11 protein-coding genes are annotated in these 15108 nt (G+C 60.4%); 6 read left to right on the top strand and 5 right to left on the bottom strand.

Annotated elements, in window-relative coordinates:
* Positions 1–139: 139 nt before the first annotated feature.
* A complete protein-coding gene (locus DOM67_RS03020) occupies positions 140–2191 on the top strand; it encodes a bifunctional DedA family/phosphatase PAP2 family protein (RefSeq protein WP_110674199.1) in 2052 nt (683 codons plus the stop codon).
* A gap of 366 nt (positions 2192–2557) precedes the next feature.
* Here DOM67_RS03020 and DOM67_RS03015 read toward each other — a convergent pair whose 3' ends face one another.
* Positions 2558–3349 carry a hypothetical protein gene (locus DOM67_RS03015; protein ID WP_110674198.1) on the bottom strand — a complete coding sequence of 264 codons (792 nt, stop codon included), beginning with the start codon at positions 3347–3349 and terminating at the stop codon, positions 2558–2560.
* A 277-nt stretch (positions 3350–3626) separates the two neighbouring features.
* On the bottom strand, positions 3627–5225 hold the full coding sequence (locus tag DOM67_RS03010; protein ID WP_157958775.1) for a glycosyltransferase family 39 protein: 1599 nt from the start codon (positions 5223–5225) through the stop codon (positions 3627–3629).
* A 308-nt stretch (positions 5226–5533) separates the two neighbouring features.
* Here DOM67_RS03010 and DOM67_RS03005 point away from each other — a divergent pair, with 308 nt between their 5' ends.
* Together DOM67_RS03005 and DOM67_RS03000 are read left to right on the top strand one after the other, a co-directional pair.
* On the top strand, positions 5534–6208 hold the full coding sequence (locus tag DOM67_RS03005) for a response regulator transcription factor (RefSeq protein ID WP_157958774.1): 675 nt from the start codon (positions 5534–5536) through the stop codon (positions 6206–6208).
* 334 nt (positions 6209–6542) lie between these two features.
* Positions 6543–7664 carry a glycosyltransferase family 9 protein gene (locus DOM67_RS03000; RefSeq protein WP_110689400.1) on the top strand — a complete coding sequence of 374 codons (1122 nt, stop codon included), beginning with the start codon at positions 6543–6545 and terminating at the stop codon, positions 7662–7664.
* 107 nt (positions 7665–7771) lie between these two features.
* Here the strand turns inward: DOM67_RS03000 and DOM67_RS02995 are convergent, their stop codons facing one another.
* Together DOM67_RS02995 and DOM67_RS02990 are read right to left on the bottom strand one after the other, a co-directional pair.
* Positions 7772–8761: an MDR family oxidoreductase gene (locus tag DOM67_RS02995; protein ID WP_110674194.1), complete on the bottom strand. Its 990-nt coding sequence runs from the start codon at positions 8759–8761 to the stop codon at positions 7772–7774.
* 64 nt (positions 8762–8825) lie between these two features.
* Positions 8826–9359 carry a TetR/AcrR family transcriptional regulator gene (locus DOM67_RS02990; protein WP_232825115.1) on the bottom strand — a complete coding sequence of 178 codons (534 nt, stop codon included), beginning with the start codon at positions 9357–9359 and terminating at the stop codon, positions 8826–8828.
* Positions 9360–9883: 524 nt separating this feature from the next.
* Here DOM67_RS02990 and DOM67_RS02985 point away from each other — a divergent pair.
* The 3 genes from DOM67_RS02985 (at position 9884) to idi (ending at position 14190) form a co-directional block, all read left to right on the top strand.
* Complete coding sequence (locus tag DOM67_RS02985) at positions 9884–11266, top strand: glutamate decarboxylase (protein WP_110674192.1); 1383 nt, start codon at positions 9884–9886, stop codon at positions 11264–11266.
* A 121-nt stretch (positions 11267–11387) separates the two neighbouring features.
* A complete protein-coding gene (locus tag DOM67_RS02980; RefSeq protein WP_232825114.1) occupies positions 11388–13157 on the top strand; it encodes a transporter in 1770 nt (589 codons plus the stop codon).
* Positions 13158–13662: 505 nt separating this feature from the next.
* Complete coding sequence (idi, locus tag DOM67_RS02975; RefSeq protein ID WP_110674190.1) at positions 13663–14190, top strand: isopentenyl-diphosphate Delta-isomerase; 528 nt, start codon at positions 13663–13665, stop codon at positions 14188–14190.
* A 28-nt stretch (positions 14191–14218) separates the two neighbouring features.
* Here the strand turns inward: idi and DOM67_RS02970 are convergent, their stop codons facing one another.
* Positions 14219–15094 (bottom strand): DMT family transporter, encoded by an 876-nt coding sequence (locus tag DOM67_RS02970; RefSeq protein ID WP_110674189.1) that lies wholly within the window; start codon positions 15092–15094, stop codon positions 14219–14221.
* Positions 15095–15108 lie beyond the last annotated feature (14 nt).

Here is a 15108-nt window from a genome sequence, read left to right as displayed (position 1 = left end):
CCCTGCTGTCTGGCGCCGGGTGATTCGCGCACTCTTGCCTATCCGAACAAGGCCATAAGGCGCTCTTAACGTCGTGCTGACAGGGTGGCGTGTCCATTGACATGAACGTTTCACGCCCTCGATTCCGGAGCAGTCGCCGATGCTGGATGCCATCGTTACCGAGGTCACTCGACTGGCCGCACAGCATGCTCTGATGGCTTACTCCCTGGTCGGTGTGGCCGCCATGGCCGAGGCGTTGCCGGTCGTCGGCACCCTGGTGCCGGGTTCCATGTTGATCGTGGGTATCAGTGCCCTGGTCAGCACCGGTGCGCTAGCGAGTGCACCGCTGATTCTCGCTGCCCTGTTCGGAGCGATCACCGGCGACGGGATCTCCTTCTGGCTGGGTCATCACTACGGTGCCCGCCTCGCGGGCTACTGGCCGTTCAGTCGTTACCCGCGTTGGCTCGCGCGAGCCGAAGTGTTTTTCCAGCGCCACGGGGGTAAAGGGGTGTTTCTGGCACGTTTCATCCAGGGGCCGCGGGCTTTCGTACCTCTTACCGCTGGCATGAGCGGGATGTCGCCTGGGCGTTTCTACGTCTTCAACGTTGCTTCGGCGGTCTTGTGGGCCGCTACTCACGTGCTGGCCGGCGTCGCGCTGGGGGCGTCGCTGCAGGTCATTGCCCAGGTCGCGATCAGGCTGGTGCTGATGCTGGGGCTTGTATTGCTGTTGAGCTGGCTTGTCGTGTGGACGACGCGCCGAGTGCTGCTGCCCCACGGCGTCACGTGGCTAAAAGCTGGTAGTGGGCGACTGGCAGAGTGGTGCAGACCGCGTTCGACGTTACTTCAGCGCACCATCTATCGGTTGATGAATAGCCTGAGCGGTGAAGGGCTCATGCTGGTCGCTGCGATTGCCATGCTGCTCGGCTGCCTATGGATGTTTACGGCTCTTCTTGAGAACTTGATGGCGGGAGATCCGCTGGTGAGGGCCAATCAGGCGGTCTTTCACGCGATGCAGGCGCTGCGGACCCACTGGAGTGACACCGTGATGTTGGCGATCACCGAGCTGGGAGATGGCTTCGTGACCACCAGCCTCACCATCGCAGTGACGGCTTGGCTATTGCTTCGCCGCGCTTGGCATGGGGCGCTCTACTGGTTGGCAGCGGTAGGGGGAGCCGCGCTATTCACGCCGGTGATCAAGGCGATGGTGCATTGGCCGCGTCCTACTGCCGGGCTTTACAGCGGTTGGGAAGCCTTTTCCTTTCCCAGTGGTCACGCCACCATCAATACCGTTCTGTATGGCTTTCTGGCTTATCTCGTCGCTCGAGGCTTGCCGGCAAGACAGCGTGGCTGGGTGATCGGCGCGGCGATGATGACCGTCATGTGGATCGCGCTCTCTCGCCTCTATCTTGGGGCGCATTGGCTGGCCGATGTCCTCGCGGGGATGGCCATCGGTACGGCATGGGTGATTCTGCTGGCGATCAGTCATCAGCGTCGCCATGCCCCACCAGCCGAAGCAAGAGGAGTGCTCGCGGTGGTTCTGCTGACGTTGGCCGTGGTGTGGCCGTATCACCTCTACCAGAACTTGGCCGCTGATCGTGCTCGTTATACCCCGCAACCTGACATCCAGCAGATGACATGGAGTTCCTGGTCCAAGGGTGGGTATCAGCAATTGCCGCAGCGTCGCATCGATCTGGGCGGTGACAGAGAAGAACCCATGGTCATGCAGTGGGCGGGAGGGCTAGGGGCGCTGCGCCGAAGTCTGAATGATGCCGGTTGGCAGGTCGACACTCCCTGGACCGCGATGAGTTCCCTGCACTGGCTGAATCCCGCCAGTCCCGACAAGGCACTGCCGGCGCTGCCGCGACTCAACGAGGGGCGGCCCCCGTCGCTGATTGCTACCTACGCCATGCCGGGGAGGGCGCGCAGGCGCCTGGTCCTGTACGTCTGGCCCTCTGACTTCACGCTCACGGGTACCTGTCAGCCATCGCCTCAGCCGCTCTGGATCGCCTCATTGAGATGGCAGCAACGAGATAGTCTGCTGGGAGTAGTAGCGCTGGAGCGCGACACTCCGTCTCCTCGCGACGCCGGTAGGGTGTTGGCCAGGAGGCTGCTGCGTCAATCCTCTGGCCTGTCCACGCACCGGGTCACCTCCAGCGAGGCAACGGCACTTTGGCTTACGGCTGCGCAAGACTTGGGCTCCCCTTGCAAGTGAAGTATGGAGCAGAAAGATGGCGTGTCATGAGCGCCTGCGCCGGTGGTGGCGTTGCTGCCGTAGTGCAGTCGAGTTGAGATCACTCGTCGCCTGGCGGACGAACGCGTCGAGCGCCCTGTCAGCCATCTCGCCGCCGCCGTCTTCATCCCGCTTTGGTTCACGGCGGCGGTAGCTGTTTGCCGATTCTGTTATTCGGTGGGGTGGCTTGGGTAGCGAGTCTGGACAGTGTGGTCTGGATAGCCTTGCCATGGAAAATGAGGAGCTCTCAACCTCGAACCTGGGATCAACCCGTAGGCTGATCCCAGGTTCGATGCATGGTATGCCTGTCGCTGGGGACAGGGAGATCGGGAAAGAATTGCGTTCAGCTCATGATGCCGTTTCCAGCGCTCTTGCGCGCCTTTCCCGTCGAGAAAGATAGCCGACCAGGGCGATGATGGTGCACATGAAGAGGACATTGGTCCCCGTGCTACCCAGGCCAAGCCCACCGTTGGTGCCAGGCTGCGTCAGGAGGTCGCCCAGAGAGGCACCCAGCGGGCGGGTCAAGATATAGGCGATCCAGAAAGCGACAATGGCGTTGGCCTTCAGGAAGATCCAGGAAAACGCGGTGAGCGCGATCAATGAGCCAAACAGGAGCAGCGCATGCAGGTAACCGAGGCCAAAATCTTCGGCAACCAGGTCGCCGGCTGCGGTGCCCAGTGCGAAAGTGACGAGAATGGCAGTCCAGTAGAACAGTTCGCGCCGCAAGGTCGTGATCGAATGTATGGAGAGCGTTCTTTCGGTTCGTTTCCAGACGATGAAGACAGCGATTAGTAGTGTCGAAAAGACCAGTGTCGAATCTATCAGAGGAACATGTAGCTGATCAGTCAGATTATCGGTCACCAAGGTGCCGAACACGCTGACCAAGAGCACGTTGCTCCAGTAAAGCCAGGGGATATAACGTTTGGCCTTGAGCTGGGCTGCCAGGAACAAGGCCAGCAGTATCCCGGTCAATATCGAGGTGGCAGTCAACCCGAAGCCGAGATTGAAGTTGAGAAAATCGGCGCCCGTTTCTCCTACGGTCGTCGACATCATCTTGATGAGCCAGAAGACCAGCGTGACTTCTGGTACCTTGTTCGTCCAGCTTGGTCGACGTTCAGCGGATAGTGATGGTGTAGTCATGATGTCCTCACTGTGGGTGGCATCCCTTTTTTAGGGAGCCATTTCAGTGTGAGTCACAAGACTTATGACAAACTGATCGCTACTGCCGAAAAAAGCGAAATCTCGTGAAGGTTATCGATGGATGATGTCTAGTGAAGTAAGTAGATACGCGCCCTGAGATAAGGCGCGTCTTGTTATCCGGTGAGTCGATCATGTTGTTCTTCTTCGCCGCATTGCCCCGCGGAATCGGCGAAGGTTTCGACACCAGCCCTCGCCGAAGGCGCCGCACGCTCGCTCATCAATCCATGGGATGTTTCTTTTCTGCTCTGTCAGCGGGGGCGACGCAGTCTGGATCGAATGCCTCGGGCCGTATGGCGCTGATGGGAAGGATGTCCAACTGCCCGCTTCGATAGTCGAAGTGATGAACGGCACCCTCGTCTACGGTGAGTTGATCGATATCCCGATGGCGCGTGACCAGCCAACCGTCGGGATAGGCGAGACGGTATCGGCACAGAGCCTCGGCGGCATTGTCCAGGGTCATCAGGGGGCGAGTCAGCCGCCCCGCGAACTGGAACGTCGCCTGGTAGCCGCCACCATTGTAAGCCACCGGCAGTTGCCTCGACTCCAGTGTTCCCAGCAGCTCGCCTGGGGCCCTCACGTCATACCGACTCCAGAATGGCCCCATCATCCACTGGGTCGCCACAAAGATCGCGATAGCGGTACCCACGGCGAGCCCGCGTGCGGCAGAAGCGCCATCTGGCCAGCGCTGTCGCCATATCCCCACTGCCAGTAGGACGAGTGCGACGGCGCCCGTTGTCGACAGGTTATCCGGACCCACGGCCCCCTTGCCGAATAGACTCAAGCCGCAGCCAACGATGCCCAGAACGGCGATGGCGAGCGAGGGGAGGCGCGTTCGGACGACAGTATTGGGCGCTGTCGGGCTGCTGGCCAGTCGATCCATGATGAGCAGTGCCAAAGCCGGGAGCATAGGCATGAGGTAATGAATCTGTTTGCCACTGATGAAGCAGAAAATGGCGAAGGGGGTGATCATCCATATCCAGAAGAGTCGCTGGCGTGATTGACGTGGGCGCAAGGGCCAAGCGGGGCGCCACAGCAGCCACGGAAATGTCAGCAGCGGCAACAGCGGGAAGTACCACCAGAAAGGGCGGGCATGAGCCATGGAGTTCTGTAGTCGATTGACGCTCTGACCCCATAGCAGATCCTGGGCGTAATCCCTGCCGCCCAGCCAGGCGGCGGAGAGCGCCCAGCTTGCGAGCAGGGCGCTGCCAATGAGCAGGGAGAGCGCTAGCCGGCGCCAGCCGGCTCCGCCGAGCGGTGCCGAGCGCCACCAGGGTATGCTGGCCACGATCGGCAGCAGCGTGACGAATACCGCCGGCCCCTTGGCCAGCAGGGCCAGCCCCAGCCATATCCCACTGACCAGTGCCTTGCGCAAGGTGAAGTGATCGGAGACGAGTGGGCTGAGGGCTCCCAGTAAGCAGGCGGTCAGCAGAATGTCGAACATCAGCGCGCCGCTGTAGAGATTCCACATCAGCATCGCCATGAGTGCGAGTGGTGCCAGACTCGCCGATGTCTGTGCGTACCCCAGTTGCCTCGCGATGCGGTAGAGCTGCCCCAATGCGAGCAGCGATGCCAGTGGTCCGATGAGCTTTGGCCACCACTCGGTGACGCCGAAAATGGCCCAACCCGCATGTATCAGCCAAAACAGCAGCGGAGGCTTGTCGGCGTAAGTTTCGCCATTCATGTGCGGCACCCAGAATGAGTGGGTGTGCCACATCTCCCACGCGACGGATACGTAGCGCGTTTCATCGATGGGAAGGAAAGAGCGGGAGAGGGCGCTGGTGACCGTCAACAGCCACAGGAGAGCGATGACTAGCATGTCTCCGCGGGGAGGAGCCATGAGCCAGCGAGGCAGAGGGAATCTATGCATGTGAAGCAGGCCGCTCATTGGATTTTGCCGTCAGCTTGCCCAGACAGTCTTAGGAAAACATTATGTGCGGAGAAGACTAGCTGCCGGGCGCCAGATATGGGAATGATTTTTAATAACAGGTGGTGGGGATGTCGTTGAACTCAAAATAAGATTTTTTTAATATAATGATCTCGATGAAGTAACTGGCTGTCGCTTCATTGTGGTTAGTCATCTAGATGTTTTGCTGATATTTAATCATAACAATCCGTGGTTTCGGGGTGATCGAATTGCATCTTTTGATTCATGGAGAAGGTGCCCTCTCTCTTGAACTGTGGCGCCGCTGCCTGGCACGGCTTTGTCAACGAGTCACGCTGTTTCATCGCGTCGAGCAGGCGATGCCGGCGGTAGAAGCGGGCGATGTCAACGCCCTGATCCTTGTGGTCGGCGGTGCTGATATCAGCGATAGCCTGAAGACGCTGAGTTATCTTCGAGAGTTTCTAGAACTCCCCATTCTCGTCATTGTCGATGCCATGAGTTCATTACACGCGGCCCGGTTTCTGGACGCGGGTGCGGACGATTTCCTGACGGCTGATACCGATGCCAGGGAAGTCCTTGCTCGGGTGCGCTGCAAATGTAGACGTTCCGACAAACCTCCGGGTCGAGTCATCTCTGCCTGCGGCTTGAGGATAGACATGACAACGATGGAAGTGAGGTGGCAGGAGCATCCGATCCATCCCTCCGCCAAGGAACTATTGATTCTGAAGGCACTGGCCTCTCAACCTTATCGCGTGTTCACGAAAGCTCAGCTGGAACAGATATTGTATGGTGCCGGCTTTTGTGCCAAGTCGAACACGATACAGGTATTCATTCACGCGCTTCGAAAAATGACCCACCGAGATGCCATCCTCACGGTCCGCGGCGTAGGCTATTGCCTGGGCCCAGCACCTGCGTGAAAACGAAATTCCAAGTGGATCGCTCCGTAAAAGAGAACTCACAGGCGAGGCGTATATAGCTGAACGGATGAGAGCTATTCAGAGAAAAGCGACACAGAGAAGAACGATACAAAAAGAACGACATAGAGAGCTAACAGAGCCCTGCACACGCCTGCCGTTGGATTTTCGAGAGTGTCAGCAAGAGAATTGATGCCGAGCACCGATACGGTACGGCATCTCGTGGGCTCTGCGGTAGAAACGACGGTCACGCTCTCGTTCTGATGCTGCTTCGACAATGCTGCGTTAAGCTTTGGCTGCGATGGTAGGCGGCGTTTACCTCTCTCTGGAGTTCGATATGAGTGCCGTTCTCACCCAGGTTAGACGTCACGATGGGATGCGACGCTTGGGCAAGCGCCTGGAGCGGCGCTGCAAATCGATGGCATACAGCCTGCTGGCACGTTTTTCGCGAGAATCGCAGGCCGTCTCGCCGGAGACATTGCAGAACGTACATCGTGTACTGCTGGTCAGGCCGAATTTTCGCCTGGGCAACGCGGTGATCGGGGCTCGGTTGATCGAGGCCTTTGCGTCGTCCCGGCCGGATATCGCCATCGATTATCTGGGTACGGATACCACGAGCCAGCTGTTCAAACATATGCCTTTAAAGCGCTATTACGCGCACAGCCGTAGTTTTTCCTGGCGCCTCTGGGCACTGATTAGATTGATTCTGGCGCTTCGCCGCAATCGATACGATCTGGCAATACAGGTAGGAGAAGGTTCCCTCACCAGTTGGCTTTTCCTGCAGCTATGTGGTGCCAACCGGCTGCTCGGTCAGCCTGGGCGTTTACAGCATACCTATGACTGGTTGCTGGATGACACCACCCGGCATGCTTATGATTTATCAGGAAACATTGCCCGGGCCCTGGGTCTGACATGTCAGCGGCTGCCTTGGATGCTCGTGACGAAAGACGAGGCCACCCATGTGGAAACTCTCTTGCCGAGCGCCACGCGCGGTGGGGTCGTTGGTCTTTTTGTCGGTGGCCACCTGGACAAGCGGCTTCCACTGAATTTCTGGCTTTCCCTGCTCGAGTCGCTTAACGAGAGTCGTGAGCGCTATCTCGTCATGTTGGGGCCTGAAGAGGAGCAGCACCGCTCGGCGTTGACGAAGGCCTGTGGCGCCCAGGGCCGGATCTTGCCGCTACTGCCGTTGCGTGATTTTGCAGCGGCGCTGACTCATGTCATCACGCTGATCACACCCGACACTGGGCCCATGCATATCGCGAGTGCCTTGGGAGTGCCTGTTGTTGCGGTCTTGAATAGCGAAAAGTCTTACAAGTTCGTGCCTCACGGGATTGCTGACAAAGCGCTGTACCAGCCGAGTGCCGAGGACGTAATGGCATGTCTGAGACGGAGCCCGCTATTGGGCTCACCCGGGATGCGAACCGAGCACATGCTGGATCGCAAGATGCTGCTCCACTGAGAGTGGGCAGCGCTGGATCCATGGGCCTGCCCTATATGCAGTTGCATTCAGACTGGTGTGACTCGGCTGATCGCTTTCTCGTCATCGTCTCGTCAACCAGTGTGTAATCAGGCGTTGACGTCTACCACGAGCCGGCCGCGTATTTCCCCTGCCAGGAGTCGTTCGGCCGCCTCCAGCGTGTCGCCTAAGCGGATGTCGTGCGAGATCTCGTCGAGCAGGGCGGGATCGATGTCCTCGGCCAGCCGGGCCCAGGCTTGCTGACGCTCCTCAGCGGGGCGGGTGACGCTGTTGATCCCGAGCAGGCTGACGCCGCGCAGGATGAAGGGGGCCACAGTGGTGGGGAAGTCCATGCCCTGGGCGAGGCCGCAAGCGGCGACCAGGCCGTCGGGGCGGGTATGAGCGCAGACGTTGGCCAGAGTATGGCTGCCTACCGAGTCGATGGCGGCAAACCACCGCGCCTTGGCCAGGGGCTTGCCGGGGCCTGACAGCTCGCTGCGGTCGATGATCTCGCCGGCGCCCAGGCGCTCCAGGAAGGCCGATTCTTGAGGGCGCCCGGTGGCCGCGATAACGCGGTAGCCGCGTGCTGCCAGTATGGCGATGGCGTAGCTGCCGACGCCCCCGTTGGCACCGGTCACCAGTACCTCGCCGCAGTCCGGCGTCAGGCCATGGCGCTCCAGCGCCAGCACGCTCAACATGGCGGTATAGCCGGCGGTGCCGATGGCCATGGCCTGATGCGTGTTGAGAGAGGGGGGCAGTCGGGTAAGCCACTCGCCTTTGACCCGAGCGCGCTGTGCCAGGCCGCCCCAGTGCTCCTCGCCGACGCCCCAGCCGTTGAGCAGGACGCGATCGCCCGGCGCCCATGCCGAATGTTCACTCTGCTCGACGACACCGGCAAGATCGATGCCCGGCACCATGGGGAAGCGGCGCACGACGGCCCCTTTACCGGTGATCGCCAGCGCATCCTTGTAATTGAGCGTGCTCCATTCGACGCGAACCAGGACGTCGCCCTGGGGAAGTGAGTCGGTGTCGAGCTGCGTCAGCGCGGCGTGACTCCGCTGATCGGCTTCGGCCTGCTGTACGAGAATGGCGTTGAACACGTGAACCTCCTGAGCATTGAACGATGAGTCGGAGAGGGGGGGGGGGACGATCGTCGGATCGATATCAGCGGGATAACCGAGCGAAGAATTCCCGGCTGAAGAGCACCAGAGGCGTCGGCTCGCGTGTCAGGCGGGCTCGCTGTACGGCACCTTCCCAACCGATCCAGAAGAAAGCGGCCAGGGTGTCGCAATCCGTATCGGCGGCCAGTTCACCCTGCGCCTGGGCCAGCTGTAGGCAGTCGGCGACCCGGCGCTGCCAGTCCTGAAGAATGGCTTCCAGCCGTTCATCGAATCCGGCGGGTAGCAGCGTGACCTCCTGGCCCAGATTGCCCACCAGGCAGCCGCGCCGATAGTGGTGGCGCGCCATGCCCTCTTGGGCATCCTGGGTGAACCGGCGGAGTCTTTCGAGGGGCGGCAGTTCGGAAGAGAGCAGCCAGCGGTCGAGCTTGCGCGCGAAATAATCGGCATATCGCGACAACACGGCGTGACCGAACGCCTCCTTGCTGTCGAAGTAGTGATAGAACGACCCCTTTGGCACGCCGACCCGTTTCAGCACGCCGTCGATCCCGGTCGAGACGAATCCCTGCTCGGTGAGCACTTCGATACCACACCGAATCAGGGCGTCCCGAGTGTCCGGGTTGGCGCGGGGAACCTTTGGTGGTCGCCCGCGGCGTTTGCTGGGGGTCGTTGGCGTCTGCATGCGGCCCAATTTAGACCGGTCGTCTCGAAATATCAATGCACGGCAGCCGACGCCATCTGGCGCCTGACCGAAGTTGCGCTGCGTGAGCGTTTCGAGAGGTGACGATCGTGGCTTTGGCCTTCAAGAAGGGCGTGCAGCATCTAATTATAATTAGCAAACTAATTGATCGGCTATTAGTCAATAAATGATAATATGCTCATTGACCGCGTGTGCACGCCAAGGAGTGAGCATTTTCAGCAGCTCGGCTAAGTTTACTAAGCGTCGCAGGGCGATGTTTGACGGCAAAGTAGACTTTGAGTCCTCCGGCTGGATACGGGCTTTTCTAGCTAACGAAACTTAAGATCGATAACAATAAAGGGCCTGATGGGGCGTCGGAACGCGGTCGTTTAGGGGAATCTTTCACCTACCGCGAGGATAACTGTATGCCCCTTCATCATCTTGGCTCAGATGACCAATCGATCATCGGCGATATTTATACCACCGACACATCGCAAGCAAGCCTGCCTAAATTTCGCATCCCGCAGGGCCGAACCGAGCCCCACGCTGCCTACTCTCTCGTCAGAGACGAGCTGCTGCTCGATGGCAACGCCCGTCAGAATCTCGCGACCTTCTGTACCACCTGGGTCGAGGACGAGGTCAAGCAGTTGATGTCGGATGCTGTCGATAAAAACATGATCGACAAAGACGAGTATCCCCAGACGGCGGAGATCGAGAATCGCTGCGTCCATATTTTGGCCGATTTATGGCACGCCCAGAAATCTTGGGAAACGGTAGGTTGTTCGACCACAGGCTCCAGTGAAGCGGCCATGCTGGGTGGGCTTGCGTTCAAATGGAAATGGCGCCAGCGGCGCGAAGCCGCAGGTCAGGACACGAGCAAGCCCAATATCGTGACCGGCCCCGTTCAAATTTGCTGGAAGAAGTTCGCGCGGTACTTCGATGTCGAGATCAGAGAGGTCCCGCTTGAAGGCGATGCGCTGGGTCTACAGCCGGCGGATCTTAGACAATACTGTGATGAGAACACGATAGGGGTTGTGGCAACGCTTGGTGTGACGTTCACCGGTGTCTACGAACCCGTCGAGGCCCTGGCGCGCGAGCTCGATGCCATCGAACGCGACCTGGGTTTGGATATTCCGATTCATGTCGATGCGGCATCCGGTGGTTTTATCGCGCCGTTCATCCAGCGTGACCTGGTATGGGATTTTCAGATCGAACGGGTGCGCTCCATCAATGCCTCGGGCCACAAATATGGACTGGCCCCACTCGGCGTGGGCTGGATCATCTGGGCCTCAAAAGAAGATCTGCCCGAAGACCTGATTTTCTACGTCGACTACCTTGGCGGCAATATGCCGACATTTGCGCTCAATTTCTCTCGTCCCGGTGGGGAAATCATCGCACAGTACTATAACTTCCTGCGCCTGGGACGCGATGGCTATACGGCGATTCAGCAAGCCTGCGCCGATACGGCACAGTGGTTGGGCAAGGCACTCGCCAAGCTGGGGCCTTTCGACATGGTTTACGACGGCCATGGCGGACTGCCGGCGGTCGCTTACAAGCTGACCGATGCCGATCATGGCTTCAATCTCTATGACCTGTCGGAGCGTTTGCGGATGCGCGGTTGGCAGATAGCCTCTTATCCGCTGCCTTCGCATCGTCAGGAAACCGTCGTTCAGCGCATCTTGATCCGACATGGGGTGAGTCGCGATCTGGCACGTCTGCTTCTCGACGATATGAAGCGCGCGATCAAGCATCTATCGGACAACCCGGTACCCCATTCGACGGCCAAACCGGGGTTCCACCATGGTTGAGACACCTCGTCGCGGACGAACGTCGCCAGGCATCCTGATTCGCTACGCAGGCCTGTTGGCCCTTCTTTTCACCGAAACCGCCGTTGCCCAGGAAAGCGCGCCCTCCGCTGGAGGGCACGCCGTGGGTCACATCATCGATAGCGTAAGGCCCACCGCTGAAAGTGGAATCCACGGTTTTTTCGCGCTGCTCGGACACCAGCCAATCGCGTTTATTCTTCTCGCCCTGGCGCTGGGGAATCTGATCGGAAAGCTCGATGTCAAGGGCGTCTCTCTGGGCTCGACCGCCGGTTCATTGCTGGTCGGTGTCATCATCTCGATGGTGGCCGAAGCCGTCTATGGCATTACCTACTCCATTCCCGGAGTTCTCTCATCCTTCATGCTCTTGTTGTTCATGTATGCATTGGGCTTGAAGGTGGGGCCGCAATTTTTTTCGGGTCTGCGAAAAGGTGGGCTGGCCTTCGTCGGTGTCGGTGTCATCGTCTGGGTGCTGAATTGGGTCATTTGCTACTTCGGCGCATCCTGGGTCGGGTTGGCACCCGGGTATGCGACAGGATTGATTTCAGGTAGCTATACCATTACGGCCATTCTCGGCGTTGGCCAGAGCGCGCTGTCGAGCGGTGCCTATACGCCCCCTGCCGGTATGACAGTGGAGCAGGTGGGCGCCAATATGGCGGCGGCTTATGCCATTAGCTACGTATTGTCGAGCGTCGGGATCATCCTGCTGATTCGGTATCTGCCGCGGATCTTTGGGCGCGATGCCAAGGCAGACGCGAAGCAGGCCGAGAGGGAATATAGTGGCGGTGCTACCCATCCTGTTCCAGGCGCGCCAGGCGCACTGGTCATGGGATTCTCACCCTACGATCTTCGTGCCTTCTATGTGACTCACCAGCAGCTCATCGGGCGGAGTCTTGCGCAACTTGCCAAGGAGTATCCTCAGGTACCGATTCTGCGTGTCGTGAGAGACCATCAGGTTCTAGAGTTATCCGATGATCTGGTGCTCGAGAAGAACGATATCGTGACGGTGCGTGGGAATGTGCACGACTTGATCCTTGAAGAGGGGGAGTTGATAGGCCCGGAGGCCGATGAAGCGCTGGCCCGCAATGTGCCTCTGGAAGTGGCCGATATCCACGTCGGCTCCCATGCGCTCTCCGGGAAGACACTGCAGGAGCTGGAGAGTCGCGGAACGGGCGGGGTGACGGTACAGGCGCTGTTCAGGGCCGGTAATGAACTACCGCTGGGGCCGGCTAGCGTCGTGCTGTTCGGTGACGTGATACGTCTGACCGGGCCTGACGTGGCGATCAAGGCGGCGGCCAAGACCCTGGGCGGACGTGCGATCCTGCCGACCCTGAAATCCGAGGTTCTCTATCTCTCGCTGGCCATGCTGGTAGGGTATCTGGTGGGCATTGTGAGTGTGACCATCTCGGGTATCCCATTCTCATTGGGGACGTCGGCAGGGTGCATTCTGGCTGGCGTGGGCGTCAGCTACTTCCGCAGTCGCAACCCAGAGTTCGGCGGGCCGGTCCATGAGGGGGCTCGCAGTTTTCTCCAGGACTTCGGGCTGAATGCCTTCGTCGTGGTGTTATCCGCGAACGTCGGGCCTAAAGTCATCACCGCACTGGGTGGCGACACCTTGGTCTGGCTGGCGCTCATCGGCACGCTGGGGGCCTTGATTCCTCCGTTGATTGCCTTCTGGGTCGGGTTCAAGTTTTTCGGACTCAATTCGATTATCGCCGACGGTGCTGCCACGGGTGGGCGAAACAGTACGCCCGGGCTGAACGCGATCATCGAGGAGTCGGGGAGCTCGGTGGCGGCCGTGCCTTATCCCGTGAGTTACGCGCTGACGACGGTGTTGGCCCTGATCGGGGGCTATTTTTCGATGATCTTGTCCTAGCTGGCGATGGCACTGAACGGTATTGCTGTCGCGCGTCATGAGCGGCGGCGATGGCTTTGTTCAGTGTCTCGCTGAGGCCACGCCAGGCGCTGGATGCGACCATCGGCTGCGCCTCGTGCAGCCGTGGGCAGGCTCGCTCGGATGCCATCGCAGGTGTCATCGAAATATAATTTGGTTTTCGCTATCTATCGCTTCGAATAGCGCGTACCGTGAGCGCACCCCAAGGATAGGGGGTGTCGCAGGGAAGGCAGCCGGGAAGGCTGCAGCCAGGGACTTACGGGGTGCGAAGACCGTAGACGACAGCACGTCTGGCATAGCTGATCTCAAGAGTTCTGATGTTTACGTCAGACTCTTTTTTTTGTGCCTTTTTCTGGCCCTTGAGCGTTGATGCCGGGCGCTATCGTCCTGCGCTGAGGCAAGATGTTTCGACTCCTTCGTGCCGCCGGGCCTGGCGTGTTCGATCTGTTTTCTCCGTTATCAATCATCATCCGTGCGGGAGCCCCCTATGCCTGTCGAAGAGGTCGTTCTGCTGGACGAAGCGCACCGCCCCATCGGCAGCCGCGACAAGGCGCTCGTGCATGACGCCGATACGCCACTGCACCTGGGCTTCTCCTGCTACCTGCTCGATGCCGAGGGGCGGGTGCTGATCACCCGTCGGGCGCTGACCAAGCGCGCCTGGCCCGGCGTCTGGTCCAACGCCTTCTGTGGGCATCCGCTACCCGGCGAGGCGCTGGAGGCCGCGGTGGCAAGGCGAGCCCATTTCGAGCTGGGCGTGACGCTGACCGAGATCGTGCTGCTGGATAGCGAGTTCCGCTATCGTGCCCGCGACGATAGCGGGGTGGTCGAGAACGAGTACTGCCCGGTGTTCCGGGCCCGCGCCAGCTCGTCGCTGGCGCCCAATCCCGATGAGGTGATGGCGTGGCAGTGGGTGTCGGCGGAGGATCTGATCGCCGCCCAGGCCGCCACGCCCTGCGTGTTCAGCCCGTGGATGGTGGCGCAGTTGGGGCGTCCGGGCATCCGCCAGGCGCTCTAGCGGTGCTCCCGACCGCCGGTGGCGTTTTTCAGCGACATCGGCGGGCGGGCCGGGCACGCATGCCCAGCCAGGCGTTGGCCATCAGGGTCAGGATGGTGAGCGTGCCGCCGTAGAGTGTGGCGCTGGGCGGATCTTCGCCGAGCAGCCACCAGACCCAGAGGGTGCCGAGAATCGCCTCGACCAGATAGAACAGCGCCACCTCGGCGGAGGGCAGGTAGCGGGTGGCGATATTGATCAGCGCCGTGGCCAGCGGCATCTGCAACAGCCCCATGAGCCCGAGCACCACGTAGCTCTGGGTATCCAGTGCCAGCGGCGTTGCCATTGGCCAGGCGGCGAGGGCGGTGAGCACGCCGCCGCCGGCGATCAGCGGCAGCCGGTCGAGGGTGGGGTAGCGGCGCAGCAGGGTCAGGTTGGCACCCACCGCCAGTGCCGAGGCGAGGGCGTAGAGATCGCCCAGCAGGCCGTCGCCGCCGAGGGAGCCGGCGAAGACGATCACCAGGCCGAGCATCGCCAGGCCGATCGCCAGCCAGGTGCGCCCTGCCACCGGTTCGCGCAGCACGAAGCGTGTCAGCAGGGCGGCGAAGAGTGGCGCGGTGCTCAGGATCACCACCACGTTGGCCACCCGCGTGTGCACCACCGCCATCACGAACAGCAGCGAGATGGCGGCGAGCAGCGCCGAAGAGGCCAGCGCAGCACCGCGATGGGCGTTGAGCGTGGCCAGGCGCCGGCGCTGGCAGTAACACAGCCCCACCACCAGGGCCATCAGTGTCCCGCGCCAGAACGCGATATTCCAGCCATCGCTATCGGCCAGGCGTACCAGCAGACTGTCGAAGCTGAGTACCACGATGCCGCCGAAGGCCAGTGCTACGCCGCGGGCATGCCCCTGAGGGGCCCAAGTCACCATGCTGTTCTCTCCTT

Source organism: Salinicola sp. RZ23 (assembly GCF_003206675.1).
Lineage (GTDB): Bacteria > Pseudomonadota > Gammaproteobacteria > Pseudomonadales > Halomonadaceae > Salinicola > Salinicola endophyticus.
This window is presented reverse-complemented; position numbering and strand designations above follow the sequence as displayed.

Bases quoted from the DNA above. Each gene is read 5' to 3' on its own strand.
- DOM67_RS03000 (WP_110689400.1), top strand. From the start codon at position 6,543: ATGAGTGCCGTTCTCACCCAGGTTAGACGTCACGATGGGATGCGACGC.
- DOM67_RS03010 (WP_157958775.1), bottom strand. From the start codon at position 5,225: ATGCTAGTCATCGCTCTCCTGTGGCTGTTGACGGTCACCAGCGCCCTC.
- idi (WP_110674190.1), top strand. From the start codon at position 13,663: ATGCCTGTCGAAGAGGTCGTTCTGCTGGACGAAGCGCACCGCCCCATC.
- DOM67_RS03015 (WP_110674198.1), bottom strand. From the start codon at position 3,349: ATGACTACACCATCACTATCCGCTGAACGTCGACCAAGCTGGACGAAC.
- DOM67_RS02985 (WP_110674192.1), top strand. From the start codon at position 9,884: ATGCCCCTTCATCATCTTGGCTCAGATGACCAATCGATCATCGGCGAT.
- DOM67_RS02970 (WP_110674189.1), bottom strand. From the start codon at position 15,094: ATGGTGACTTGGGCCCCTCAGGGGCATGCCCGCGGCGTAGCACTGGCC.
- DOM67_RS03020 (WP_110674199.1), top strand. From the start codon at position 140: ATGCTGGATGCCATCGTTACCGAGGTCACTCGACTGGCCGCACAGCAT.